The sequence below is a fragment of the Nonomuraea sp. NPDC003214 genome (genome assembly GCF_053590035.1).
The window spans coordinates 18,136-41,880 of record NZ_JBSFSX010000008.1 but is presented as its reverse complement, the minus strand read 5'-3'; the positions used below and the strand labels follow the sequence as shown (position 1 = coordinate 41,880).

24 protein-coding genes and 1 pseudogene are annotated in these 23,745 nt (G+C 70.6%); 8 read left to right on the top strand and 17 right to left on the bottom strand.

Features of this window, described 5'->3' with window-relative positions; all coding sequences use genetic code 11:
- Positions 1-74: 74 nt before the first annotated feature.
- Both ACWDXC_RS25030 and ACWDXC_RS25025 read right to left on the bottom strand, forming a co-directional pair.
- Positions 75-974 (bottom strand): hypothetical protein, encoded by a 900-nt coding sequence (locus ACWDXC_RS25030; protein ID WP_449985897.1) that lies wholly within the window; start codon positions 972-974, stop codon positions 75-77.
- Positions 971-1,294: a PadR family transcriptional regulator gene (locus ACWDXC_RS25025; protein ID WP_449985895.1), complete on the bottom strand. Its 324-nt coding sequence runs from the start codon at positions 1,292-1,294 to the stop codon at positions 971-973. The genes ACWDXC_RS25030 and ACWDXC_RS25025 overlap by 4 nt, the downstream gene beginning before the upstream one ends.
- A 121-nt stretch (positions 1,295-1,415) precedes the next feature.
- On the opposite strand from ACWDXC_RS25025, the gene ACWDXC_RS25020 reads away from it, so the two are divergent.
- From ACWDXC_RS25020 to ACWDXC_RS25010, 3 genes are all read left to right on the top strand, one after another.
- Positions 1,416-2,339 carry an SPFH domain-containing protein gene (locus tag ACWDXC_RS25020; protein ID WP_449985892.1) on the top strand — a complete coding sequence of 308 codons (924 nt, stop codon included), beginning with the start codon at positions 1,416-1,418 and terminating at the stop codon, positions 2,337-2,339.
- Positions 2,340-2,418: 79 nt separating this feature from the next.
- On the top strand, positions 2,419-3,174 hold the full coding sequence (locus ACWDXC_RS25015) for a sulfite exporter TauE/SafE family protein (RefSeq protein ID WP_219509569.1): 756 nt from the start codon (positions 2,419-2,421) through the stop codon (positions 3,172-3,174).
- Positions 3,175-3,204: 30 nt separating this feature from the next.
- The gene (locus ACWDXC_RS25010; RefSeq protein ID WP_357584728.1) at positions 3,205-3,423 is read left to right on the top strand and encodes a hypothetical protein; all 219 of its coding nucleotides are present in this window, start codon (positions 3,205-3,207) and stop codon (positions 3,421-3,423) included.
- Between the two features lie 2 nt (positions 3,424-3,425).
- Here ACWDXC_RS25010 and ACWDXC_RS25005 read toward each other — a convergent pair whose 3' ends face one another.
- From ACWDXC_RS25005 to ACWDXC_RS24980, 6 genes are all read right to left on the bottom strand, one after another.
- Positions 3,426-4,244: an NAD(P)H-binding protein gene (locus ACWDXC_RS25005; protein ID WP_449985888.1), complete on the bottom strand. Its 819-nt coding sequence runs from the start codon at positions 4,242-4,244 to the stop codon at positions 3,426-3,428.
- A 29-nt stretch (positions 4,245-4,273) separates the two neighbouring features.
- Positions 4,274-5,095 (bottom strand): Rieske 2Fe-2S domain-containing protein, encoded by an 822-nt coding sequence (locus ACWDXC_RS25000; RefSeq protein WP_219509572.1) that lies wholly within the window; start codon positions 5,093-5,095, stop codon positions 4,274-4,276.
- Between the two features lie 119 nt (positions 5,096-5,214).
- Positions 5,215-5,826 carry an HD domain-containing protein gene (locus ACWDXC_RS24995; RefSeq protein ID WP_219509573.1) on the bottom strand — a complete coding sequence of 204 codons (612 nt, stop codon included), beginning with the start codon at positions 5,824-5,826 and terminating at the stop codon, positions 5,215-5,217.
- A gap of 1 nt (position 5,827) precedes the next feature.
- A complete protein-coding gene (locus tag ACWDXC_RS24990) occupies positions 5,828-8,038 on the bottom strand; it encodes a molybdopterin-dependent oxidoreductase (protein WP_449985884.1) in 2,211 nt (736 codons plus the stop codon).
- Positions 8,039-8,189: 151 nt separating this feature from the next.
- Positions 8,190-8,858 carry a hypothetical protein gene (locus ACWDXC_RS24985; RefSeq protein ID WP_449985881.1) on the bottom strand — a complete coding sequence of 223 codons (669 nt, stop codon included), beginning with the start codon at positions 8,856-8,858 and terminating at the stop codon, positions 8,190-8,192.
- A gap of 1 nt (position 8,859) precedes the next feature.
- The gene (locus ACWDXC_RS24980) at positions 8,860-9,075 is read right to left on the bottom strand and encodes a hypothetical protein (protein ID WP_219509575.1); all 216 of its coding nucleotides are present in this window, start codon (positions 9,073-9,075) and stop codon (positions 8,860-8,862) included.
- Positions 9,076-9,713: 638 nt separating this feature from the next.
- Here ACWDXC_RS24980 and ACWDXC_RS24975 point away from each other — a divergent pair.
- Together ACWDXC_RS24975 and ACWDXC_RS24970 are read left to right on the top strand one after the other, a co-directional pair.
- Positions 9,714-10,577, top strand: coding sequence for a helix-turn-helix domain-containing protein (locus tag ACWDXC_RS24975; protein WP_219509576.1), 864 nt, complete (start codon positions 9,714-9,716; stop codon positions 10,575-10,577).
- A 54-nt stretch (positions 10,578-10,631) separates the two neighbouring features.
- On the top strand, positions 10,632-10,856 hold the full coding sequence (locus ACWDXC_RS24970) for a DUF397 domain-containing protein (RefSeq protein ID WP_364167925.1): 225 nt from the start codon (positions 10,632-10,634) through the stop codon (positions 10,854-10,856).
- A 195-nt stretch (positions 10,857-11,051) separates the two neighbouring features.
- Here ACWDXC_RS24970 and ACWDXC_RS24965 read toward each other — a convergent pair whose 3' ends face one another.
- Positions 11,052-12,500: a catalase gene (locus tag ACWDXC_RS24965; protein ID WP_449985877.1), complete on the bottom strand. Its 1,449-nt coding sequence runs from the start codon at positions 12,498-12,500 to the stop codon at positions 11,052-11,054.
- A gap of 23 nt (positions 12,501-12,523) precedes the next feature.
- A complete protein-coding gene (locus tag ACWDXC_RS24960; RefSeq protein WP_219509579.1) occupies positions 12,524-12,928 on the bottom strand; it encodes a Fur family transcriptional regulator in 405 nt (134 codons plus the stop codon).
- A 162-nt stretch (positions 12,929-13,090) separates the two neighbouring features.
- Here ACWDXC_RS24960 and ACWDXC_RS24955 point away from each other — a divergent pair, with 162 nt between their 5' ends.
- Both ACWDXC_RS24955 and ACWDXC_RS24950 read left to right on the top strand, forming a co-directional pair.
- Complete coding sequence (locus tag ACWDXC_RS24955) at positions 13,091-14,167, top strand: CapA family protein (protein WP_364167923.1); 1,077 nt, start codon at positions 13,091-13,093, stop codon at positions 14,165-14,167.
- 162 nt (positions 14,168-14,329) lie between these two features.
- Positions 14,330-14,899 (top strand): TetR/AcrR family transcriptional regulator, encoded by a 570-nt coding sequence (locus ACWDXC_RS24950; RefSeq protein ID WP_449986591.1) that lies wholly within the window; start codon positions 14,330-14,332, stop codon positions 14,897-14,899.
- 4 nt (positions 14,900-14,903) lie between these two features.
- Here ACWDXC_RS24950 and ACWDXC_RS24945 read toward each other — a convergent pair whose 3' ends face one another.
- Complete coding sequence (locus ACWDXC_RS24945; protein WP_219509581.1) at positions 14,904-15,182, bottom strand: hypothetical protein; 279 nt, start codon at positions 15,180-15,182, stop codon at positions 14,904-14,906.
- Between the two features lie 180 nt (positions 15,183-15,362).
- On the opposite strand from ACWDXC_RS24945, the gene ACWDXC_RS24940 reads away from it, so the two are divergent.
- Complete coding sequence (locus ACWDXC_RS24940; protein WP_308125975.1) at positions 15,363-15,893, top strand: tetratricopeptide repeat protein; 531 nt, start codon at positions 15,363-15,365, stop codon at positions 15,891-15,893.
- A 360-nt stretch (positions 15,894-16,253) separates the two neighbouring features.
- Here the strand turns inward: ACWDXC_RS24940 and ACWDXC_RS24935 are convergent, their stop codons facing one another.
- The 6 genes and pseudogenes from ACWDXC_RS24935 to dnaK form a co-directional block, all read right to left on the bottom strand.
- The gene (locus ACWDXC_RS24935) at positions 16,254-16,892 is read right to left on the bottom strand and encodes a hypothetical protein (RefSeq protein WP_219509582.1); all 639 of its coding nucleotides are present in this window, start codon (positions 16,890-16,892) and stop codon (positions 16,254-16,256) included.
- 219 nt (positions 16,893-17,111) lie between these two features.
- The gene (gene clpB, locus ACWDXC_RS24930; RefSeq protein WP_364167917.1) at positions 17,112-19,682 is read right to left on the bottom strand and encodes an ATP-dependent chaperone ClpB; all 2,571 of its coding nucleotides are present in this window, start codon (positions 19,680-19,682) and stop codon (positions 17,112-17,114) included.
- A gap of 33 nt (positions 19,683-19,715) precedes the next feature.
- Positions 19,716-20,039, bottom strand: a pseudogene (locus tag ACWDXC_RS24925) (heat shock protein transcriptional repressor HspR); the annotation flags it as partial.
- Between the two features lie 3 nt (positions 20,040-20,042).
- Entirely contained in the window at positions 20,043-21,221 is a 1,179-nt protein-coding gene (gene dnaJ / locus ACWDXC_RS24920) for a molecular chaperone DnaJ (RefSeq protein ID WP_449985870.1), read from the bottom strand.
- Positions 21,222-21,240: 19 nt separating this feature from the next.
- Positions 21,241-21,855, bottom strand: coding sequence for a nucleotide exchange factor GrpE (grpE, locus tag ACWDXC_RS24915; RefSeq protein ID WP_449985867.1), 615 nt, complete (start codon positions 21,853-21,855; stop codon positions 21,241-21,243).
- Positions 21,856-21,862: 7 nt separating this feature from the next.
- Positions 21,863-23,731: a molecular chaperone DnaK gene (dnaK, locus tag ACWDXC_RS24910; RefSeq protein ID WP_219509586.1), complete on the bottom strand. Its 1,869-nt coding sequence runs from the start codon at positions 23,729-23,731 to the stop codon at positions 21,863-21,865.
- Between the last annotated feature and the right edge of the window lie 14 nt (positions 23,732-23,745).

Genomic DNA, 23,745 nt, shown 5'->3' with positions numbered 1-23,745 from the left:
GCTCCTTGCGTTCGAGGGCATGGCGAACCGGGCGCGCGTCGCGGGAGCGACGCCGCCTGGGGGAGTGGAGGGGGTCAGAGCACGGCGTGACGGCGCCCGCGATGCGGCATCGCGGCGGCGACCAGGGTCAGCGTGAGGAGCACGATCCAGTGGACGGCGTCCTGGCGGGTCTGCGCGGCCAGGTTCTCGAAGAGGATCGCGAGGGCGGGCAGCAGGTAGGCGCCGGCGGCGATCGCCCACCGGTGGTCACCCGTGAGCCGGCCCGCCCAGGCGGCCCCCGCGAGCAGGGCGGACTCCAGGGCGACCCGGGCCACCACGGACACGGACCCGCTGTCCAGCCCGCCGCCCACGTCGAGCCAGGCGGGGTCCGCGCCCGCGAGCACCGGCGCCGCCGCCACCCAGGCCCACGACCTGACGCGCACCGGCTCCCGCCGCACCGCCAGGACCGCCAGCCCGGAGATCGCCACCAGGTACGAGACGGCCGGGGCGATCGGGCCGCCGGTGCCGTACAGCGCGGGGGCGTCCCAGAGCGGGTCGGGGTAGACGGGCAGGATCGTGTGGTCCAGGACCGGACGGCCGTGGGTGATGCCCCAGACCTTGACCCCGGCGGCGGCGACGAGGGGGAGCGCGAGCAGCACCCGGCCGCGCAGCACGGCCAGGAAGGCGGCGGCCGAGACGGCGACCCACAGCGGGACGCGCCCCGCGTACGGGACGAGCGTCGCGAGCTGGACCAGGGTGAGCACGGTGACGCCCAGGTGCAGCCCGTCCGGCCAGGCGCGTCCCCGGGCGGCCTGCGTGATCCGGGTGCGGGCGCCGGCGACGAGCAGGGCGACCGCCTCCCGGGCCGGGGGCAGCCGGCGGCCGGGCTCGGTGGTCTCCAGCAGCACGTCCAGGAGCTCGCCGCCGTGGTCGGACCGGTAGCCGTGCGGGTAGGCGCGCAGCAGCAGCCGGTACTGGCGTTCCAGCGTCGTCATGCCAGGGCCGTCCCGATGACGATCGCGGCCGCCTGGCGCAGGCGCAGCGCCTCGGCGCGGAGCTGCGTGCCGCCCTCCTCGGTGAGCCGGAAGTAGCGGCGCCTGCGGCCGTCGACGGTCTCCTCCCGGTCCAGGACGACCAGGCCGCCGGCCGCCAGCCGGTCCAGCGCGCCGTAGAGCGTGCCCACGGGGAGCTTGACCCGGTGCTCGGAGAGCGCCAGGACCGTCTTGATGATCGCGTGCCCGTGCTTGGGGCCGTCGAGCAGCGCCGCGAGCACGAAGTACGCGGGCTCGCTGAGCCCACGTGATCCTTCAGCCATGACGCAGGACCATACTTCGGCTCGCGAAGTATGGTCAACCGGAATTGATCAAAACGGTCACGGAACGGCGAAACCAAATATCATCAACCGAGTCGCGCTATATCGGCTTCGGAGCGTCGCCATGACCACGCAGCAGCTCATCGTCGCCCTCGTCGTGGTCGCGGTGGTGGGCTTCGGCCTCGCCCGGACGATCCGCATCATCCCCCAGGCCACGGCCGCCGTCATCGAGCGCCTGGGCCGCTACCACCGCACGCTGACCCCGGGGCTCAACCTGGTGGTGCCGTTCATCGACCGCATCAAGGACCTGATCGACCTGCGCGAGCAGGTGGTCTCGTTCCCGCCGCAGCCGGTGATCACCTCCGACAACCTCGTCGTCTCCATCGACACCGTCATCTACTTCCAGGTCACCAACCCCAGGGCCGCCACGTACGAGATCGCCAACTTCCTCGTCGGCGTCGAGCAGCTGACCGTCACGACCCTGCGCAACGTCGTCGGCGGGATGGACCTGGAACGCACGCTCACCTCCCGCGAGGAGATCAACACCGAGCTGCGCGGCTCCCTCGACGAGGCCACCGGCAAGTGGGGCATCCGGGTCAACCGGGTCGAGCTCAAGGCCATCGACCCGCCCGCCTCCATCCAGGACTCGATGGAGAAGCAGATGCGGGCCGACCGGGACAAGCGCGCCGCCGTGCTCACCGCCGAAGGGCAGCGCCAGGCCGCCATCCTCGCCGCCGAGGGCGACAAGCAGGCGGCCGTCCTGCGGGCGCGCGGCGACGCCGAGGCCGCCGTGCTGCGCGCCCAGGCCGAGGCCGAGGCGGAGGCGATGCGGGCCAAGGGGCAGGCGGACGCGATCGGCATGGTGTTCAAGGCCATCCACGAGGGCAACCCGGACCAGCGCCTGCTCGCCTACCAGTATCTGCAGACCCTGCCGGAGATCGCCAAGGGCGACGCGAACAAGCTGTGGATCGTCCCCTCCGAGATGGGCAAGGTGCTGGAGGGCCTGGGCGGCCTGTTCTCCCCCCGCGACCCCGACAAGCCCGCCTGAGCCCCACCCTCGGGCGTTGTCCCAGGAAGGCGCCCCTCTAGGCTCTGGTGGCACGAACGGCCGGGTCTGGAGGGTCAGCGTGACAGTGTGGGAAGTGGTCGCCGTGTGGGCGGCCGGGGTGGCGGCCGGTGCGATCAACGCGGTCGTCGGGTCCGGGTCGCTGATCACGTTCCCCACGCTGGTGGCGGTCGGGATCGACCCGATCGTGGCGAACGTGTCCAACAACGTCGGGCTCGTCCCCGGCTCGTTCACCGGCGCCTACGGCTACCGTGCCGAGCTGCGCGGGCAGCGGGCCAGGCTGGCGCGGCTGGGCGTGGCGTCCGCCGTCGGCGCGGCGGCCGGCGGCGTGCTGCTGCTCTACCTGGACCCCGACGTGTTCAAGGTCGTCGTGCCGGTGCTCATCGGCCTGGCCTGCGTGCTGGTGGTGCTGCAGCCGAAACTGAACGGCTGGCTGGCGGCCCGGCGCGAGCACGCGCACCCGCACGGCGGGATGGCGCTCTGGCTGGGCGTGCTGGGCGCGGGCATGTACGGCGGCTACTTCGGCGCGGCCCAGGGCGTGCTGCTGATCGGGCTGCTCGGCGCGTTCCTGGACGAGGGCCTGCAACGGGTGAACGCGGCCAAGAACGTGCTGTCGCTGATCGTGAACGGCACCGCCGCCGTCCTGTTCACGCTGATCGCCGAGGTCGACTGGTGGGCGGTGCTGGCGGTCGCGCTGGGCGCGATGCTGGGCGGCTTCCTGGGCGCCAAGGTGGGCCGCCGCATCCCGGCCCCGGTGCTGCGCGGGGTGATCGTGGTGGTGGGAGTCGTGGCGATTGTCAAACTGGTGTACGGATAAATTTCGGGCTTTGTGGGTATAAATCCGTACATGAAGGGTGATCGGGTGGAGATCGTCATCGACGCGGGCGGCACCCCGCGTACCTACGAGGTCGCCGCCACCCGGGCGGGCCGCCGGGTCGAGGTGGCCACGCGGCGGGGGCTCGTCGAGGTGAGCGAGGTCACCCGCAGCGGCACGGCCATCCGCACGGCGCGGTTCATGTCCAGCCGCATCCTCGCCCTGGTGGAGCACCCCGCCGACGAGCAGTAGCGTCAGCGGAAGTCCGCCGCGTGATCGGCCGCCCACTGCTCGAACGGCAGCGCCGGCCGGCCGATCAGCCGCTGCACGGTGGGCGTGACCTCCTCGGGCTCGTCCACCAGCCGCCCCCACGCCTCCAGCGCGCCGTCGACGAACGCGGCGTCGCCCCAGGCCGCCAGCAGCGCCTCGCGGGCCTCCTGCGGCTCCTGGTCCTCCCAGCGCACCTCGCGCCCGACCGCCCGCCCGATGACCGCCACCTGCTCGGCCTGCGTCAGCCTGGCCGGCCCGCTCAGCGTGTAGGCGGCCCCGTTGTGGCCGGCGGAGGTCAGCACGTGCACGGCGACCGCCGCGATGTCCTTCTCGTGGATCAGTGACCTGGACGCCTGCCCGTACGGCCAGCGCACGACGCCGGTTTTGATCTGGTCGGCCCAGCCGAGCGTGTTGGCGGCGAACCCGCCGGGCCGCAGGAACGTCCAGTTGATCCCCGAGCCCCTGATCAGCCGCTCGACGTCGGCGTGGAACGTGGGCGTGCCGGCGGGGACGTTCGCCGACAGGTAGACCACGCGGCGGGCGTGCGCGGCGACGAGGTCCACCACGGGCCTGGCCGCCTCGCCGGAGAAGCCGGGCCACACCAGGAACACGCTCTCCACCCCGGTGAGGGCGGGCGCCAGGGTCTCCGGTGCGGTGAGATCACCCTTGACCGCCTCCACGCCCTCGGGCAGATCCGCCCGGACGGGATCACGCACGAGAGCGCGTACCCGCAGGCCCGCCCCCGCGAGCTGCGCCACCACATGTCTGCCCACGTTGCCGGTCGCACCGGTTACCAGAATCATGCGGCCGACGATAAAACCTCAAGTGGACTTCAGGTCAAGCTCGGCCGCACCTGCACGGTGCCGTCACGGCGTACCCGGCTGTCGAACATCGGCGCGGGCGCCGTCGCGGGTCCGTGCCGCACCGAGCCGTCGTCCAGCCGGAACGTGCTGCCGTGCCACGGGCACACCACGCACGGCTCGTCGCCGTCCATGACGATCCTGCCCTGGTGCAGCGGCCCGGCCAGATGCGGGCACCGGTCGACCAGCACGGTGACGGCGTCGTTGCGGCGCAGCACGAACAGCTCGATGTAACCCAGCCGCCGCGAGACGGGCCTGCCTTCCGGGAGGTCGGTCAGCAGGCACAGATCATGCCAGCCCAGCGGCACCAGGTGGGTGACCTGCGGGGCGTGGTTGGCCCCGGCGGCGAGCCGGTAGGCCAGGTGCCCGCCCAGATAGCCGCCTAGCGCCCCCATCCCGAGCCCGGCGTACGACAGCGCCCGGCCGGCCTGCTCGCGCCCGCGCATCCTGGCCAGCAGTGAGGCGGAGAACAGGCCCAGCGTGGTCACGTTCGCCAGCATGTGGATGAAGCCGACGCGCTGCTGCTCGATGTGCAGCGACGACCAGTCGGTCATGCCCGCCGCCGCCGTCGGCAGGGAGGTGGCGATCCCGGTGGCCAGCAGCAGCCGCACCGCCCGGGGATCGGCCTTCGCCGCGTCGAGCAGGGTGGCGGACATCCAGCAGCCCAGCGTGACCGTGGCCAGCGGGGGATGCACGGGTTTGCCCGTCGGCACCCCGTGCAGCAGGTCACGCAACAGCCCCGGGCGGATGCGCGCGCGCACGGCCTTGGCCAGCCCTCTGATCGGCCTGTCCATGGACTTGGACCTCTCGAGCCGATCGGTCAGGTCGATCGGCCCCACGAAACGCCGCAACTGCCGACGTCTCGCCCGAACTGTCTCTTTCACGACATTCCCCTACCCCAGCCTTACCGGCATCACTCGGGCAGGTGGCCCCGGGCGACGGAGAGCTCGACCAGCTCGCGGGCGTACGCGCCCAGCGTGGGCGCGCCTTCCTCGATGATCCGGACCTTCTCCAGCACCATCGCCGAGGTCACCTTGAACAGCTGCCAGGTGCCGCCCTCGGTGTGATGGTTGGCCAGGATCGGCGCGAACCTGTCGAGCGCCTTGGCGAACCTCGCCTCGGGCGTCTCCCTGGCCTCGAACTCGTCCCACAGCTCGCGCAGCCGCGCCCCCTGGTCGCCGGGCAGCAGCGCGAAGATCCGGTCGGCGGCCTGCCGCTCGGCCTCCGCCTGCGCGGCCACCGCGACGGGGTCGTAGATGAACGTGTCACCCGCGTCGATCTCGACCAGGTCGTGCACGAGCAGCATCGCCGTCACGCGCTGCAGGTCGGTCCCGGGCGGGGCGTGCTCGCCCAGGACCATGGCTAGCGTGGCCACGTACCAGGAGTGCTCTGCGTCGTTCTCCCGCCGGGAGCCGTCCATGAGCAGGTTGCGGCGGATGATCCGCTTCAACTTGTCGATCTCGACGGCGAAGGCGATCTGTGTGTTCAGGCGGTCCTCTTCTGGTGCGATAGTCACGCGCGACACCCTAATGTGCGGTGATCACCCCAGTTGGCAAAATACTTACCGGAACTCCGTTGAACACTGCGTTACCGGACAGAATATCCAGGGTGGACGCGTCGGTCAGCACGTTGGCGCTGACCCCGGCGTGCTCGGCCGCCACGCGCTGGCCGCCCGCCGTGTGCCCCCAGCCGTGCGGCAGGCTCACCACCCCCGGCATGATCGTGTCGGTCGGCTCCAGCGTCACCGTCAGCCGGCCCGTCGCCGAGCGCACCTCGGCCTCCTCGCCCAGCCCGAGCCGGGCCACGTCGGCCGGGTTGATCTGCAGCGTGCACGTGTTGCTGCCGCCCACCAGCGGGCCCACGTTGTGCATCCAGCTGTTGTTGGAGCGCAGGTGCCGCCGCCCGATCAGCACCAGATCGGGCGGCTCCGACTCCAGCCCGGCACGCAGCCGCTCCACGTCCCCGAGAATCTCGGGCGGGGCCAGCTCGACCAGCCCCGACGCGGTGTTGAGCAGCTCGTCCAGGCGCGGCTCCAGCGGCCCGAGATCCAGCCCGTGCGGATGGTCCAGCAGCTTGCGCAGCGACAGGTCCCCCTCGCCCGACCACTCGCCGTAGGGCCCGAGCCTGAGCATGAGGTCCAGCCGCAGCTCCGCGCCCGTGTCGCCGTCCAGCGCGGCCCGCAGCTCCGCCACGTCGCGCCCCTCGACCCCGGAGCCCGGCGTGCCGACCGCCCTGGCCAGCGTCTGCCCGATCACGAACTCGTCCAGATCGCCCTCCAGCCCCGAGGCGATCATGGTCAGCCTGGCCAGGATCTCCGCCTCGGACGGCCGCCCGTCCAGCGGCAGCGCCGGCGGCGAGTAACGCGCGTAGTTGCGCACCGCGAACCCCAGCAGCGCGAAGTCGTAGTGCCCCGACTGCAGCACGCGCGGCGGCGGCAGGATGACGTGCGCGTGCCGGGTGGTCTCGTTCAGGTACGGGTCCACGCTCACCATGAAGTCGAGCCCGGCCAGCGCCTCGTCCAGCCGGGAGCCGTGCGGCGCCGACAGCACCGGGTTGCCCGCCACCGTGACCAGGAACCGGATCCGCCCCTCGCCCGGCGTCTCGATCTCGTCGGCGAGCGTGGCCACCGGCAGCTCGCCGTTCGCCTCAGGCAGCCCGCGCACCCGGCTCCGCCACCGGCCCACCGTGTACGTCCTGCGCCGGCCCGCCGAACCCGTGGCGGGCTTGGGGAACATGGCGCCGCCCGGCCTGTCGAGGTTGCCGGTGAGCACGTTCAGCACGTCCACCAGCCACTGCGCCAGGGTGCCGAACTCGGCCGTGCAGGTGCCGATCCTGGCGTAGACGGCCGCGGCCGGGGCCGAGGCCAGCTCCCTGGCCAGCCGTACGATCACCTCGGCCGGCACGCCGGTGCGGCGGGCGACGGCCTCGGGCGGGAAGTGCTTGACCGCGTCGCGCACCTCGGCCAGCCCGTTGACCCGCTGCCGCACGTCCGTCAGGCCCTCGGCGAACAGCGTGTGGGCGATGCCGGCCAGCAGGTACGCATCGGAGCCCGGCCGGACGAACACGTGCTCGTCGGCCAGCGCGGCGGTCCTGGTGCGGCGCGGATCGACCACGACCAGCCGCCCGCCCCTGGCCCGCAGGGCCTTGAGCCGGCCGGGGAAGTCGGGCGCGGTGCAGAGCGAGCCGTTGGACTCCAGCGGGTTGGCGCCCAGCATGAGCAGGTAGCCGGTGTGGTCCAGGTCCGGCACCGCGACGGTCATCGGATGGCCGAACATCAGCCCGCTGGCCACGTGCTTGGGCATCTGGTCGGCGGTGCTGGCGGAGAACACGTTGCGGGTGCCCAGCGCCTTGATCAGCGGCGTGCCGTAGAGCGTCCCGGCCATCGTGTGCGCGTTGGGGTTGCCCAGGTAGACGCCGGTCGCCTGGCGGCCGTGCGCCGCCACCACCCGGTCGAGGCCCTGCTTCACGGCGGCGAACGCCTCGTCCCAGCCCGCCTCGCGCCACACGTCGCCCTCGCGGATCAGCGGCCTGCTCAGCCGGTCCGGGTCCTCGTCCAGCTTGCCGAGACTGGCGCCCTTGGGGCAGATGAAGCCCTTGCTGAAGGGGTCGTCGCGGTCGCCGCGCACGCTCGTGACCCGGCCGCCGTCGTCGAGGGTGAGCGTGAGCCCGCAGACGGCTTCGCACAGCGGGCAGGTCCGGTGGACGGTCGAGGTCATCGCCACTCCTGAGTTCGTCATCTGAACTCATCTTCACCCGTACGCCCTCCGCGGGGAAGGCCGTTCCGCATGCTCGTTCAGTGCGGAGGGCGTTGGGAAGCCCCGGAGCCCCCGCGGTCCCCGGGGCCTCGTACCGGCGTCCGCCGCTTGGCCCCGGGCGGACGCCGGAGCCTCAGCCCGGCTGCGGCAGCGCCAGCCGCCGGCTCAGATCGGGCGGCTCCTCCACCTCGCGCACGTCGCCGCGGAGGCCGGGCCGGAGCGCTTCCCACGCGCCGCGGCCGAAGAGCCGGTCGAGCCCGGGGGAGACGGCGCCCGGCAGCTCGTCCCGCCGGACGATCTCCACGATCACCAGGTTGGCCCGCTCCCGGTGCCGGTGCACCGTGACGCTCCTGGCCCAGCAGGCGGCGGCGATCTCCTCCGCGTACGCCCCGAACTCCTCGGCGCTGATGCCGGCCCTGGTCAGGATCAGCGCCTTCTCGCCCGTGGTGGTCGGGGTGATCCACAGCACCAGGGGGATCCGGCCCGCCCTGGTGTGCATGGTGGTCTCCAGGCAGGTGCGCTGCAGCCGGTGCCGGGACACCACGCACCAGAAGTGCGCGGTCAGCCAGCTCCGGCCGGCCCTCGTGGCAGCCGGCATGGAGACGGCGCTGGTCAGCAGGATGAACGGCAGCCAGCTGCCCTCCTGCGCGGCTCCCAGCACGGTCAGCGCGAACAGCGCGAGCGCGGCGGCCAGCAGCAGCTCGCTGCGGGCGCGCCAGAGCCGCACCAGCGGCCCCGCGCCGCGCGCGGCCGGCAGGTCCTCGTTGGCCGGGAAGATCTGGTTGCGCGGGTTCCTCGGCATGTCAGGACACCTCCTCCGGCACTTTGAGCGCGATCCTGAGCTGGTCGAAGCGTGGGTCGCGGTAGCGACGGGCGCCGAAGCCGGTCCTGGTCACGGTCCAGCCCCTGCGCATGGCGAACTCGTCGGGCTCCCAGCAGATCTCCCTGTCGGCCCAGGCGATGTGTTCCAGGAGCCGGGACTTGATTCGACCGAGTCCCTTGGTACCTTGTGAGTACATAGAAGACCCCTTTCGCGGCATTACTCGAGGTGGCTTCTTTCCGCCGGACTGCAGGCCGATGACGGCCGCGTCGCAGGGTGGCAGCCCTTGATGCGGCGGGCGCGTGCGTTGGCCTCGGTCCGGCATTCGCTGTGCTCTGATGAGCGATGACGGCGGCGATTCTTCAGGCGAGTGTGAGATCCCTCCGGCAGGCGGCCTCCCTGGGGCGGTGATTCGAATCCGGGACGGCGACGTTGCCGGTGTGGCGGCCTGAGCCGCTTTCAGCGAGAAGGTGAACCTTCCTGGGACGATCGTCCTCCCGCCCCTGCCCTGCTGCAATACCTTTCGCAAGAAAGATTGGAATTTCTTCGCAGATTGTGCGACGTCTTGCGGTGCACAGGTCAATGCAACTTGCACGCAATAAGCGCGGGCGCATAGAGGCGCGGAATGGGTTGACGAACACGGCGAACACGGCCCCCGGCTCCTTTCCCCTGAGGAGCGTTGCTTGCCTCTACGCTCTACCCATGTCAGCCTTCTGGCAAGGCCTCGCGGCAGTACTCGTGCAAGTTGCAGTGTAAGATTAAGTGAACGGCCCAGAACGGCGGGCTCGAAACGATCCCTTCCGGCTACACCTTCATTCCCGGCAAGGAGAGTCGACGGTGCCATCGAAGCAGGGCAGCCCCACCGTCCGCAGGCTGAGACTCGGCCAGGAGCTGCGCCTCCTGCGCGAGCGGCGCAGTTTGACCGGCTCCAAGGCCGCCCACGAGCTCGGCTGGTCGCCCAGCAAGATCAGCCGCATCGAAGCGGCCAAGACCATGCCCAGCACCGAAGACGTCAAGGCGATGGCCAAGCTCTACGGCGCCGACGGCGACAAACTTGAAGAACTCTTCGGCTTGTTGCGAGACGCGGACCAGCGTGGGTGGTGGGAGGATTACGAAGACGCTCTGCCCGAGGAATACACAAGATTCCTCGGGTTGGAGGCGGAGGCCACTTTTCAGCGCAACTGGGAACCCCAGATCGTGCCCGGCCTCCTACAGACCGAGGACTACGCGCGAGAGGTCATCCTGGCCGTCCGCGGCATCGTGCGCATCACGCACAGCGGTGTCCGGAGCCGGGTCGAGGCCCGCCTCGACCGTCAGCGGCTGGTCATGCACCGGGCGGATCCCTGCCAGATGCGCTTCGTGCTCGACGAGCCGGCCCTGATGCGCCGATTCGGCGAGCCCTCGGTGATGCGGGAGCAGATGGAGCACCTTCTGGAGCTGTCCCTGCTGCCGCACGTGAGTGTCCAGGTGCTGCCGATGGACGCGCTCCATCCGGTCAACACCGGGGCGTTCATTCACCTGAAGTTCGCGGAGTTCGACGATGTGGTCTACCTGGAGCAGCTCTATACTGCACACTTCGTCGAAGATCTCGAACGGGTGGCTGGTTACGAGACCGCCTTCGAGCACATCAGGTCGCAGGCGCTTGACGAGGACGAATCACGCGTGCTCATCCAGCGCAAGGCCATGATGTGGCGGGGCTAGCGAAAAGAACAACATCAAGGGGCAATGGCGCCCCTTTACCCATTTGGGGAGAAAATGCGCACCCAACCCACGATGGCGGCATGGCAGAAGAGCAGCTTCTGCAACGGCGCGAGCAGCTGCGTCGAAGTCGCCCCCCTGGCCGACGGCAACGTCGCGCTGCGGGACAGCAAGGAGCAGGACGGCCCCATCCTGGTCTTCACCCCGGCCGAATGGGCGGCCTTCACCGCCGGCGTCCGCGACGGCGAGTTCGACCTGGAGGCCCTGACGGCCGGAGCGTGACGAACGGCCCTGGCGTGTTGGTCGCAGCAACCCGCAGGGCCGTTCGCAGGAGCCACATCCTGGCACAGCACCCGCCCCAAGATCACCCGCGACACGGCCATTCGTGCCGCGCCTTCCCGCTCCCCGAGTGCGAACTTCCCCCGCACGGGAGCGGCGCGTGCCTCCGGAGAGGGACGCGCCGCCGGATCCGTCAGATCAGAGCAGGCCGAGGCCCTGGGCGACGCCCTGGCCGAGGTCCTTGTGGACGTTGGTCCAGTAGTCCACGACCCGCTTCTTCATCTCGCCCGTGACCTCCGGCTTGGAGGCGTGGCCGATGATGTTGGACACCATGTGGGCGCGGTCGGTGTCGGACAGCACGTTCTCCCACAGCGCGCGCGGCTGGGTGAAGTCGTCGTCCTCGGCGTGCTTGGTGTAGGCCGAGCGGACGATCTCGCCGGTGACGCTGTAGTGCGAGCCCTCGTACAGCGACGGGTCGGCCGCCGGGCCGCCGTAGCTGTTGGGCGCGTAGACCGGGTCCTGCGGGTTCCGGAACGTCATCGGGCCGTCGAAGTTGTAGGAGTTGACCGGCGACTTCGGCTGGTTGATCGGAAGCTGCAGGTAGTTGGGCCCGATGCGGTAGCGGTGCGCGTCGGGGTAGGAGAACAGGCGGCCCTGCAGCATCTTGTCCGGCGACGGGCCGATGCCCGGCACCAGGTTGGCCGGCTCGAAGCCCGCCTGCTCGACCTCGGCGAAGTAGTTGTCCGGGTTGCGGTCGAGGGTGAAGCTGCCGATCGTGATCTCGGGGTAGTCGCTGTGCGGCCACACCTTGGTCAGGTCGAACGGGTTGAACCGGTAGTCGGCGGCGTCCTCGAACGGCATGATCTGCACGTTGACCGTCCACGACGGGTGGTCACCGCGCTTGATCGAGTCGTACAGGTCGCGGATGTGGTAGTCGGGGTCGGTCGCGACGAGCGCGTCGGCCTCGGCGGCGGTGAAGTTGCGGATGCCCTGGTCGGTCTTGAAGTGATACTTCACCCAGAACTTCTCGCCCGCGGCGTTGTACCACAGGAAGGTGTGGGAGCCGAAGCCGTGCATGTGCCGCCAGGAGGCGGGCGTGCCGCGGTCGGTCATGAGGAACGACACCTGGTGGGCCGACTCGGGGTGCAGGGTCCAGAAGTCCCACTGCATGTTGTGGTCGTGCAGGTGGTTGTCGGCGCGCCGCTTCTGGCTGTGGATGAAGTCGGAGAACTTCTGCGGGTCGCGGATGAAGAAGATCGGCGTGTTGTTGCCGACGATGTCGTAGTTGCCCTCGTCGGTGTAGAACTTGATCGCGAAGCCGCGCGGGTCGCGGGCGGTGTCGGCGCTGCCGAGCTCGCCGGCGACGGTGGAGAAGCGCAGGAAGAGCGGCGTCTCCTTGCCCTTCTGGAAGAGCCCGGCGCGGGTGAACTGGCTGACGTCCTCGGTGATCCGCAGCCGGCCGTGCGCGCCGCCGCCCTTGGCGTGGACCACGCGCTCGGGCACGCGCTCACGGTTGAAGTGCGCCATCTTCTGGATCAGGTAGTGGTCCTGAAGAAGCAGGGGGCCGTTCGCGCCGACGGAGAGCGAATGGTCGTCGCTCGGCGCGGGAACGCCCGCGTCGTCGGTGGTGAGAGGCCTGGTCGGCATCGCGTGATCCTCCGGAATTATCATCATTGACAGCTCGGGCACACGCCCCAGAACGTGACATCGGCTTCGTCCACGACGTAACCGGCGGAGTCGACCGGGTCGAGGCAGGGGGCGGCCCCCGCGACGCAGTCGACGTCCGTGACCGATCCGCACTGCCGGCACACGAGGTGATGGTGGTTGTCGCCCACCCTGGCCTCGTAACGGGCCGGGCTGCCCATCGGCTCGATCTTCCGCAGAAGACCGGCCCCGTGCATCGCGTGCAGCGAGTCGTAGACGGCCTGGAGGGACACCTGACCCACGCGCTCGCGCACCCCGCGGCAGACGGCGTCCACGTCGAGGTGGTCGCCGGCGCGCACGGTGTGCATGATCGCCAGGCGGGCCGCCGTGACGCGGAGTCCGGCCTGACGCAGCAGGTCATCGTCCCTCATGCGGCTCAGGCTATGCCCTAAACCTGAATCATTCAACTTTGAGAACGAATCCAGTTTGGCTGGTCACGGTCTGCTCTCGACTGGGATGCCGAGCCGCGCGGGGAACATCCGCACATGGCATGCTCATCCCTGAAAGTCTGAATCGAGCGGAAATGGCGACCGATGAACCTCCCCCGCGTCCTCCCGGCGTTAGCCGTCGTCGTCGCGTCCCTCGTCGCCTGCTCATCAGCCGAACCCGCCGCCCCCGGACGTGAGCAGCTCGCGGGCAAGACGTCCGCCGAGCCGACCGCTCCCCCCAAGCCGCAGCGCAAGCCGTACACCATCGCCTTCGGCGGGGACGTGCACTTCGAGGGCATCCTCAGACCGCGGCTGAACGACCCCCGCACCGCCCTCGGCCCCATCGCCAAGGTGCTGCGCAAGGCCGACCTGGCCATGGTCAACCTGGAGACGGCGATCACCACCGGCGGCACCCCCGCCCCCGGCAAGCAGTTCACCTTCCGCGCCCCGGCCAGCGCGCTCACCGCGCTCAAGGCCGCCGGCGTGGACGTGGCGTCGATGGCCAACAACCACGGCATGGACTACATGGACAGCGGCCTCCAGGACTCGCTGGCCGCCGTCAAGCGGTCGAAGTTCCCCGTCGTCGGCATCGGCGCCGACGAGGCCCAGGCGTACAAGCCGTACCGGAAGGTCGTCAACGGCAACCGCGTGTCGATCATCGGCGCGACCCAGGTGCTCGACGACGAGTTCATCCAGGCGTGGACGGCCACGCCGGACAAGGGCGGGCTGGCCTCCGCGAAGAACGAGCCCCGCCTGATCAAGGCGGTACGGCAGGCGCGCCGCAACTCCGACACCGTGATCGTCCACCTGCACTGGGGTACCGAGATGCAGAAGTGCCCCAACCAGGCGCAGCTCTCCCTCGCCCCCAAGCTCATCAAGGCGGGCGCCGACGTGATCGTCGGCGGGCACGCGCACATCCTGCTCGGATCCGGCTACCTGGACAACGCCTACGTCAGCTACGGGCTCGGCAACTTCGTCTTCTACAACTCCAACCCGGCCACCACCGGCCGGACCGGCGTGCTCACGCTGACGATCAACGGCCGCAAGGTGCTCAAGGACTCCTGGACCCCCGCCACCATCCAGGGCGGCGTCCCGGTGCCCATGACCGGCACCGCGCGGACCGGCGCCATCGCCGACTGGAAGGCCCTGCGCTCCTGCGCCGGGCTGTCGGCCGAACGCTGACGGACCGGCTCCCAGGAAATCCGCAGAATCGCAGGTAACGATCGGCCCCATGGGGGGAAGATGTTTCCTGTGTCCTCGCCGCTAGCAGAAGATGACTGTGCGTCACCGAAGCCGCTGCGCCGCCAGCCCACCCAGCGCCGCAGCGCCCGCCGGGTCGAGCGGATGCTCGACGCCTGTGCCGAGCTCCTCGACGAGATCGGCTACGAGGCCCTGTCGACGACCCGCATCGCCGAACGGGCCGGGGTCGCGATCGGCTCCGTCTACCAGTTCTTCCCCGACAAGCGCGCCATCACCCAGGAGCTCACCCGGCGCAACGTGGAGCAGTTCGTCACGAGGGTCGGGCGCAGGTTCATGGAGGAGGACTACCGGGGCTGGTGGGAGGCCGTCGAGGCGATCATCGACGAGTACGTCTCCATGCACCGGTCCGTCGCCGGCTTCAAGAGCCTCCACTTCGGCGACGTCGTCGACCTCAACCTGCTCGACTCCGACTCCGACAACAACGCCGTGATCGCCGGGCGGCTGCGCGGGCTGCTGCTCAAGGAGTTCGGGCTGGCCGACAGCCACCAGCTCGACGTGGCCGTCCTGGTCGCCGTCGAGGCCGGTGACGCCGTGCTCAAGCTCGCCTTCCGGCGCGACCCCGACGGCTCACCGGAGATCATCGAAGCCGCGAAACAGCTCGTCTGCGGCTTCCTGTCCCGCCAGCTCGCCTCCTGGGCCCGGCAGGCCGGCTGACCCGTCAGCCGTGCCCCGGACGATCGGCGACCGCCGGCCGGCCCTGACCCTTCAGCGCTTCCAGCAACTCCGGCAGCCAGTCAGGACGCCGGCCCGGCAGGTCGCACGGCGCCGGGAACGACACCGGACGGACGTGACGCGCCTGCCGGGCGTCGAGCCTCGCCTCCAACGCCCGCAGGTTGCGCTCCGCCGACTCGATCGCCTCCAGCCGGGCCGACAGGTAGCCGGACACCCCCGGCACCAGGGCCGACAGCACCACGGCACAGGCCAACGTGAAGGTCAACTGCCTGGACCTGCCCATCGTCAGCCCCTTCCGTCGCGGAGGCACACTCCGTACCTGCCCGTTGACGTGCGGTGATACGCACGGCATGGGCAGCCTTGGCCAACGCGTTGCCATAGCCGATCGTCATCCGCGATACGCATTGACCGGGCGAAACCGCAGCGCGCTCGGTAGTCTCGCGTTGTGGCGCATGTGACCCGTGAGCACCTTGATCGCCTGCTCGAGCAGGCGCTGCTGGCCGACGACCACAGCTCGCTGGCCAGGCGGCTGTACGACGTGGCGCTCAGCTATTCCACCGGCGACGTTTCCAGGGCGTCCATCCTGGTCCAGGCCGCCGAGGAGTGGAGAGCCGCCGGGCAGCCCGCGCGTGCCCTGGAATGCTTCCAGCGCGCGCTCGAAGACGGCGGCGAGGTCAGCTTCGACCCGCGTGCCGGCATCGCCGACACGCTGTTCGAGCTCGACCGGCACGACGAGGCCAGGGAGGTCATCGAGACGATCCGCGCCGAAGGAGCCGCCTCGGCGGCCACCGCCCACACGGTCGCCGAGACCCTGGTCGCCTACGGTGACCTCCAGGGCGGGCTCGAGTGGGTGACCCAGGCGGTGCTGGCCTGTGACGAGGACGACCCGGAGCACAAGGCGATGCTCCGCACCCGCTACCGCATCCGGGTCGACCTCGGCCTGCCGGAAGACGACCTCGACGCCCTCATCTCCTGACCCCGCCGGGGCCGACGCCCTCCGTGCGGAGGGAGCCGCCCCCGGCCGTGGCCATCTGCGAGCGGCCTCCCGGGGGCGACCTGCGCGGCGCCGCGCTGCCCCCTGCCCGCCGACGCCCCCGCAAGACGGGCCGAGGGCCGGTAAGACGGGGACAACACCCCGCCGTGCTGCGTTGCCCTCGCCGTCCTGCGTGGGGACCTGGCGGGCGCGTACGTGCTGAGGGGCCGCGACGGCGGGGTCGCGGCCCCTCAGGAAACCGTGGGCGGGTGGCGCGGCCCGCGCCACGGTTCGCGGGGGGCGTGCTCCCGGGGCGCCGCGCCGGTGCGGTCGGTGGGCGGCCGGGGAAGGCAGGCCCGGTGGTCAGCTCAGGTCGAGGGCGTCCAGCAGGCCCGTGAGGGAGGTGTGCGCGTCCGGGAGCCGGGTGGCGTCGTTGATGCCGCCGACGGCCGCCGGGACCTGCGGCAGCATCTTGTTGACGAGCTCGTCCTTGAGCTTGTTGACCGGCTGGGGCAGGTTGAGGGGCGCCTTGAAGCCCTCGGCGGCGACCTTGGCGGGGTCGGGCAGCTTGCCGACGCTGGCGCCGACGGGCAGGTCGCGGATGCCGGGGATGGTGGGCAGGTTGGGCAGGTCCGGCACTTCGGGCAGCCGGGTGAGGCTGGGCAGCGCGCCGGAGAGGGGGACGCCCTGGGAGAGCGCGGGCATGGCGGAGGAGGCGGCGAAGCCGCCGAGGTCGGAGAGGCCCATGGCGCGGACGGAGCCGAGACCGGTCAGGCCGATGCGCTGGGCGAGCCGGGCGGCGCTGTGGGCCAGGCGGGAGGTCTCGGACTCGACGAGCTCGGCGGTGCCGGTGGGGTCGTCCACCCCGAACCGGGTGACGCCGTCGCACATCGTGGTGACGGTTCGCTGGGCGCGTACGGTCGCCGACCGCTCTTGGCACGGAGCGGCAGCCTCGGCGGCGCCCGCCCCCAGCCAGGTGACCCCCGCGGTCAGAGTGACCATGGCAAGGATGCTTCGGATGCTCCGAGATGACATTTCACGTCCCCCTGATCGTGCTCGGTGATCTGACGAACGCTGAAGCTAGCCAGGCCCGCGGTGCGGGGTGGGCCGCTTGCCCGAAGGCTGGGCCGATCCTTACGCACGCGGGGCGCCGATGACCGGGGCGTGGAACGCGTGCGCCCGGGGGCCGACCGGCCTCCGGGCGCTGTGTGCGGGCTGTGGTCAGCCGCGCTGGACGGTGAGCTCGTCGTCGCCGAGATCGACGAGGACCTTGTCGCCGTCGACGACGTCACCGGCGAGCACGGCCCTGGCGAGCTTGTCGCCGATGGCCGACTGGACGAGCCGGCGCAGCGGCCGGGCGCCGTACAGCGGGTCGTAGCCGGTGAGCGCCAGCCATTCGCGGGCCGCCGGGGTGACCTCCAGGACGAGCCTGCGGTCGGCCAGCCGGCGGGCGAGCCGGTCGACCTGGAGGTCGACGATCCTGGTCAGCTCTTCGGAGCCGAGCGCGTCGAACAGGATGACGTCGTCGAGCCGGTTGAGGAACTCCGGCTTGAACGCGGCCCGTACGGCGGTCATGACGGCCTCGCGCTTGGCGCCGTTCTCGAGCTGGGGGTCGACGAGGAACTGCGAGCCCAGGTTGGAGGTGAGGATCAGGATCGTGTTGCGGAAGTCGACGGTGCGGCCCTGCCCGTCGGTGAGCCGGCCGTCGTCGAGCACCTGGAGCAGCACGTCGAAGACCTCGGGATGGGCCTTCTCCACCTCGTCGAGCAGCACGACCGTGTAGGGGCGCCGCCGGACGGTCTCGGTGAGCTGGCCGCCCTCCTCGTAGCCGACGTAACCGGGAGGCGCGCCGACGAGCCGGGCGACGCTGTGCTTCTCGGCGTACTCGCTCATGTCGATGCGGGTCATCGCCCGCTCGTCGTCGAACAGGAACTCGGCCAGCGCCTTGGCCAGCTCGGTCTTGCCGACGCCGGTCGGTCCGAGGAACAGGAACGAGCCCGTCGGCCTGTCGGGGTCGGCGATGCCGGCCCGGCTGCGCCTGACCGCGTCGGAGACGGCCTGTACGGCCTGCTGCTGGCCGATCAGGCGCCGGCCCAGCTCTTCCTCCATCCGGAGCAGCTTGGCCGTCTCCGCCTCCAGCAGGCGGCCCGCCGGGATGCCGGTCCAGGACGAGATCACCTCGGCGATGTCGTCGGCCCCGACCTCCTCCTTGACCATGGCGTTGTCGGGCGGCGCGGCCTCGGAGGCGGCCTTGATGGCCTGCTCCAGCCGGGGCACCTCGGCGTACATGATCTTGGACGCGGTCTCGAAGTCGCCGTCGCGCTGGGCCCGCTCGGCGGTGCCGCGCGCCTCGTCGAGCTGCTTCTTCAGCTCGCCGACCTTGTTGAGGCCGGCCTTCTCGTTCTCCCAGCGGCCGACGAGCGCGTTGAGCTCCTCCTGGCGGTCGGCGAGCTCCTGGCGGAGCCGTTCGAGGCGCTGTACGGAGGCGTCGTCGGTCTCCTTGGAGAGCGCGAGCTCCTCCATCTTCATCCGGTCGACGTTGCGCTGGAGCTGGTCGATCTCCACAGGGCGGGAGTCGATCTCCATGCGCAGCCGCGAGGCGGCCTCGTCGACCAGGTCGATGGCCTTGTCGGGCAGGAAGCGGTTGGTGATGTAGCGGTCGGACAGCGCGGCGGCGGCCACGAGGGCGCCGTCGGCGATCTGGACCTGGTGGTGGCCCTCGTAGCGGCCCTTGAGCCCGCGCAGGATCGCGATCGTGTCCTCGACCGTGGGCTCGCCCACGTAGACCTGCTGGAAGCGCCGCTCCAGCGCCGGGTCCTTCTCGATGCGCTCGCGGTATTCGTCGAGCGTCGTGGCGCCGATCATGCGCAGCTCGCCGCGGGCCAGCATCGGCTTGAGCATGTTGCCCGCGTCCATGGCGCCCTCGGCGGCCCCCGCGCCGACGACGGTGTGCAGCTCGTCGATGAACGTGACGATCTGCCCCTCGCTCTCCTTGATCTCGGAGAGCACGGCCTTGAGCCGCTCCTCGAACTCGCCCCGGTACTTGGCGCCGGCCACCATCGCGCCCAGGTCGAGCGAGATGAGCCGCTTGTTGCGCAGCGACTCGGGCACGTCGCCGGCCACGATGCGCTGGGCCAGGCCCTCGACGACGGCGGTCTTGCCGACGCCGGGCTCGCCGATCAGCACCGGGTTGTTCTTGGTGCGGCGGCTGAGCACCTGGACGACGCGGCGGATCTCGGAGTCGCGGCCGATGACCGGGTCGAGCTTGCCCGCGCGGGCGCGCTCGGTCAGGTCGACGCCGTACTTCTGCAGCGCCTGGTAGGTGTCCTCGGGGGTCTCGCTGGTGACGCGGGCGTTGCCCCGTACCTTCTCGAACGCGTCGAGCAGCGCCTGCGGGGTCGCGCCCTGCGCCTTGAGCAGGTCGGCGACCGGGCCGCCGTCGGCCGCGAGGCCGACGAGCAGGTGCTCGGTGGAGACGTAGAGGTCTTCCAGACGGTTGGCGTGCTGGGCGGCGGTGTTCATCACCTTGAGGAGGTGACGGGAGCTCGACGGGGCGCCGACGGTGGCGCCCTGCGCCTTGGGCAGCGTCGCGAGCTGCTCCTCCGCCTTGGCGCGCAGCGTGCGCCAGTCGGCGCCGACGACGTCGAGCAGCGGCACGGCGGTGCCGCCCGTCTGGCCGAGCAGCGTGGTGAGCAGGTGAGCCGGGGCGATCTCGGGGTTGCCCTCGGCGGCGGCGCGCCTCATGGCACCCGCGAGAGCCTCCTGGCTCTTCTGGGTGAGCTTGTAGTCCATTGCTTTCTAGGCCCCCGGTGGCAGCTCGTAGCGGATCAGCGCCCTGACCATCTGCATCTCGGCGCGCAGCCGGTGAACCTCCTCGCGCAGTCGCAGCGCTTCGTTCTCCAGCTCCAGGATCCGCTTGATGCCGGCGAGGTTGATGCCCTCCTCCTGGGAGAGCCGCTGGACCTCGCGCAGCTGGACGATGTCGCGTGTGGAGTAGAGGCGGCCGCGCCCCGCGGTGCGGCCCGGGCACACGAGCCCGAGCCGGTCGTACTGCCGCAGGGTCTGCGGGTGCAGCCCCGACAGCTGCGCGGCCACCGAGATCACGTAGACGGGTGTGTCGTCTGAGAGATCGAAATAGTTGGCGTCCATCGGCTACTCGCTTCTGGCTCTCTGTATGAGATCAGCCCGCGGGTCCTCGGCCGCGGTCGCGGTGTTGAACTCCGTCAGGAGTTCGCGTGACTTGTCGTCCAGCGTCTTGGGCACGACGACCTCGACGCTGGCGAGCAGGTCTCCCTTGGTGCCGTCCTTGCGGGCGGCGCCCCGGCCGCGGACCCGGAACGTGCGCCCGTTGGGCGTGCCCGGCGGGATGCGCAGCGTGACGGGCATGCCCTTGAGGATCGGCACCTTGATCTCGGCGCCCAGAGCGGCCTCGGTGAACGTCACCGGCACGGTGATGGTCAGGTTGTCGCCCGACCTGCCGAACACGGCGTGCGGCTTGACGTGCGTCTGGATGTACAGGTCGCCCGCCGGGCCGCCGTTCTCGCCCGGTGCGCCCTTGCCCTTGAGCTTGACCCGCTGCCCGTCGGCGACCCCCGCGGGGATGCGCGCCTGGATCGTGCGGGTGCTCTTGGCCCGGCCGCTGCCGTCGCACACGGGGCAGGGGTCGTCCACGAGGAGGCCGCGGCCCTTGCAGTCGCGGCAGGGCTCGGAGAAGGCGAAGTTGCCCAGGTTGCGGCTTGCCGCGCCGGTGCCCTCGCAGGTCGGGCAGACCCGCGGGGTGGTGCCGGCCTTGGCCCCCGTGCCGCTGCACCCGGTGCACGCCGCCGAGCTGGTCAGCCGGAGCGAGACCGTGGTGCCCTCGACCGCCTCGGTGAACGAGAGCGTGACCTCGGACTCGATGTCCTGCCCACGCCGCGGCCTGGTCGCGCCGGTGCTGCGGGTGCCCGCGCCGCCCCGGTTGAACAGGCCGCCGAACAGGTCGCTGAAGCGCTCCCCGGCGCCCTGGCCGGGCTGCTGCTGCCCGGTCGTCCCCCCGAACAGGTCGCCGAAGTCGAACGGGAAGCCGCCGCCCGCGCGCTGGCCGCCCACCCCCGACCCGAACAGCGTGCGCGCGTCGTCGTACTCCTTGCGGCGCTTGCTGTCGGACAGGATGTCGTACGCCTCGGAGACCTCCTTGAACTTGGTCTCCTTGGACGGGTCACCCTGGTTGGTGTCGGGGTGATACTGGCGGGCCAGCTTGCGATAGGCCTTCTTGATGTCTTCGGCGCTGGCGGACTTGGGCACACCAAGGACGGCGTAGTAGTCCTTCTCCAGGTAGTCCTTGGTGCTCATCTAACGCCCTTCGTCCTCGTCAGTTGTCTTCGTCATCGGACGCCGAGGGGGCGTCCCCGGGCTCGGCGACCGCGACCCGCGCGGGGCGCAGCACCCGCTCGCCCATGCGGTAGCCGAGCTGCAGCACCTCGACGGCGGTCGGCTCGGTCACCTCCGGCGAGTAGCTGTGCATCAGGGCCTCGTGCACCGTCGGGTCGAAGGGGTCGCCCTTCTGGCCGTAGGGGCTGAGGCCGAGCTTGGTGAGCACCGATTCCAGAGACTCTGCCACCTTCGCGAAGCCTCCGGTGAGCTCGCCGTGGTCGCGGGCCCGGCCGATGTCGTCGAGCACGGGCAGCAGCTCGGTGAGCACTCCCGCCACGGCCAGCTCGCGGACCGCGACGCGGTCGCGCTCCACCCGGCGGCGGTAGTTGGTGTATTCGGCCTGAAGACGCTGGAGGTCGGCGGTCCGCTCGGCGAGCTGCGCCTGCAGCTCGCCGTCGACGGCGCCGTCCGCGGCGCTTCCGGCGGCCGGCGCGGGCGGCTGCTCGGCCTCCTCGCTCTCCTCGGCCTGCGTCCGCACCTCCCCGGTCTCCGGGTCGATCTTGCGATTGTCGCGGATCACCGGCTCATCGTGCCCGTTGTCACGCGGCGGCATCACTTGATCACTTGTCCTTCTTCGGCTCGTCGTCCACGATCTCGGCCTCGACGACGTCTTCGTCGGCCTTCTGCTCCTGACCAGGGGCGGAGGCGTCCTGCGGGGCGCCCTCGCCGCCGGCGGCCTGCTGGCCCTGGGCGTAGATCGCCGAACCCATCTTCTGGCTGACCGTGGCGAGCTTCTCGGCCGAGGTGCGGATGACGTCGGTGTCGGTGCCCTCCAGAGCCTTCTTCAGCTCGGCGAGCGCGTCGTTGACCTCGGTCTTGATGTCGCCGGGGACCTTGTCGTCGTTCTCGCGGAGGAACTTCTCCGTCTGGTAGGCCAGTCCGTCGGCGTTGTTGCGGACCTCGGCCTCCTCGCGGCGCTTCTTGTCCTCCTCGGCGTAGGACTCGGCCTCGCGCATCATCCGCTCGATGTCGTCCTTCGGCAGCGCGGAGCCGCCGGTGATCGTCATCGTCTGCTCCTTGCCCGTGCCCAGGTCCTTGGCGGAGACGTTGACGATGCCGTTGGCGTCGATGTCGAAGGTGACCTCGATCTGCGGGATGCCGCGCGGCGCCGGGGCGATGCCGGTCAGCTCGAACGTGGCCAGCTTCTTGTTGTAGGAGGCGATCTCGCGCTCGCCCTGGTAGACCTGGATCTGCACCGACGGCTGGTTGTCCTCGGCCGTGGTGAAGACCTCGGAGCGCTTGGTCGGGATCGTGGTGTTGCGCTCGATGATCTTGGTGAAGATCCCGCCCTTGGTCTCGATGCCCAGCGACAGCGGGGTCACGTCGAGCAGCAGGACGTCCTTGACCTCGCCCTTGAGCACGCCGGCCTGCAGGGCGGCCCCGATGGCGACGACCTCGTCCGGGTTGACGCCCTTGTTGGGCTCCTTGCCGCCGGTCAGCTCCTTGACGAGCTCGGAGACGGCGGGCATGCGGGTCGAGCCGCCGACGAGCACCACGTGGGCGATGTCGGAGACCTTGATGCCGGCGTCCTTGATGACCTGGTTGAACGGGCCCTTGGTCCGCTCGAGCAGGTCGGCCGTCAGCCGCTGGAACTCGCTGCGGGTGAGCTTCTCGTCCAGGTGCAGCGGGCCCTCGGAGGAGGCGGTGATGTAGGGCAGGTTTATGTTGGTCTCGGACTGGCTGGACAGCTCGATCTTGGCCTTCTCGGCCGCCTCGCGCAGACGCTGGAGCGCCATCTTGTCCTTGGCCAGGTCGACGCCGTGGGCGTTCTGGAAGCGCTTGACGAGCTCGTCGACGACGCGCTGGTCCCAGTCGTCACCACCGAGGTGGTTGTCGCCCGAGGTGGCCTTGACCTCGACGAAGCCGTGGCCGTCCTCCTGGCCGACGTCGAGCAGGGACACGTCGAAGGTGCCGCCGCCGAGGTCGAAGACCAGGATCGTCTGGTCCTCCTCCTTGTCGAGCCCGTAGGCCAGGGCGGCCGCGGTCGGCTCGTTGATGATGCGCAGCACGTTGAGGCCCGCGACGGTGCCGGCCTCCTTGGTGGCCTGGCGCTGGGCGTCGTTGAAGTAGGCCGGGACGGTGACCACCGCGTCGGTGATCTTCTCGCCCAGGTAGGCCTCGGCGTCCTGCTTGAGCTTCTGCAGCACGAAGGCGCTGATCTGCTGCGGGGAGAACTTCTTGCCGTCGATCTCCTGGGACCAGTTGGTGCCGATCTCGCGCTTGACCGAGCGGATCGTCCGGTCCACGTTGGTGACGGCCTGTCGCTTGGCGACCTCGCCGACCAGGACCTCGCCGTTCTTCGCGAAGGCGACCACGGACGGCGTGGTCCGCGAGCCCTGCGCGTTGGCGATGACGGTGGGCTCACCGCCCTCGAGGATCGAGACGACGGAGTTGGTCGTCCCAAGGTCGATACCTACCGCACGTGCCATGAGTACGTCCTTGT

Bases quoted from the DNA above. Each gene is read 5' to 3' on its own strand.
- ACWDXC_RS25030 (WP_449985897.1), bottom strand. From the start codon at position 974: ATGACGACGCTGGAACGCCAGTACCGGCTGCTGCTGCGCGCCTACCCG.
- ACWDXC_RS25025 (WP_449985895.1), bottom strand. From the start codon at position 1,294: ATGGCTGAAGGATCACGTGGGCTCAGCGAGCCCGCGTACTTCGTGCTC.
- ACWDXC_RS25020 (WP_449985892.1), top strand. From the start codon at position 1,416: ATGACCACGCAGCAGCTCATCGTCGCCCTCGTCGTGGTCGCGGTGGTG.
- ACWDXC_RS25010 (WP_357584728.1), top strand. From the start codon at position 3,205: ATGAAGGGTGATCGGGTGGAGATCGTCATCGACGCGGGCGGCACCCCG.
- ACWDXC_RS25005 (WP_449985888.1), bottom strand. From the start codon at position 4,244: ATGATTCTGGTAACCGGTGCGACCGGCAACGTGGGCAGACATGTGGTG.
- ACWDXC_RS25000 (WP_219509572.1), bottom strand. From the start codon at position 5,095: ATGGACAGGCCGATCAGAGGGCTGGCCAAGGCCGTGCGCGCGCGCATC.
- ACWDXC_RS24990 (WP_449985884.1), bottom strand. From the start codon at position 8,038: ATGACGAACTCAGGAGTGGCGATGACCTCGACCGTCCACCGGACCTGC.
- ACWDXC_RS24985 (WP_449985881.1), bottom strand. From the start codon at position 8,858: ATGCCGAGGAACCCGCGCAACCAGATCTTCCCGGCCAACGAGGACCTG.
- ACWDXC_RS24980 (WP_219509575.1), bottom strand. From the start codon at position 9,075: ATGTACTCACAAGGTACCAAGGGACTCGGTCGAATCAAGTCCCGGCTC.
- ACWDXC_RS24970 (WP_364167925.1), top strand. From the start codon at position 10,632: ATGCGCACCCAACCCACGATGGCGGCATGGCAGAAGAGCAGCTTCTGC.
- ACWDXC_RS24965 (WP_449985877.1), bottom strand. From the start codon at position 12,500: ATGCCGACCAGGCCTCTCACCACCGACGACGCGGGCGTTCCCGCGCCG.
- ACWDXC_RS24960 (WP_219509579.1), bottom strand. From the start codon at position 12,928: ATGAGGGACGATGACCTGCTGCGTCAGGCCGGACTCCGCGTCACGGCG.
- ACWDXC_RS24955 (WP_364167923.1), top strand. From the start codon at position 13,091: ATGAACCTCCCCCGCGTCCTCCCGGCGTTAGCCGTCGTCGTCGCGTCC.
- ACWDXC_RS24950 (WP_449986591.1), top strand. From the start codon at position 14,330: ATGCTCGACGCCTGTGCCGAGCTCCTCGACGAGATCGGCTACGAGGCC.
- ACWDXC_RS24935 (WP_219509582.1), bottom strand. From the start codon at position 16,892: ATGGTCACTCTGACCGCGGGGGTCACCTGGCTGGGGGCGGGCGCCGCC.
- clpB (WP_364167917.1), bottom strand. From the start codon at position 19,682: ATGGACTACAAGCTCACCCAGAAGAGCCAGGAGGCTCTCGCGGGTGCC.
- dnaJ (WP_449985870.1), bottom strand. From the start codon at position 21,221: ATGAGCACCAAGGACTACCTGGAGAAGGACTACTACGCCGTCCTTGGT.
- grpE (WP_449985867.1), bottom strand. From the start codon at position 21,855: ATGCCGCCGCGTGACAACGGGCACGATGAGCCGGTGATCCGCGACAAT.
- dnaK (WP_219509586.1), bottom strand. From the start codon at position 23,731: ATGGCACGTGCGGTAGGTATCGACCTTGGGACGACCAACTCCGTCGTC.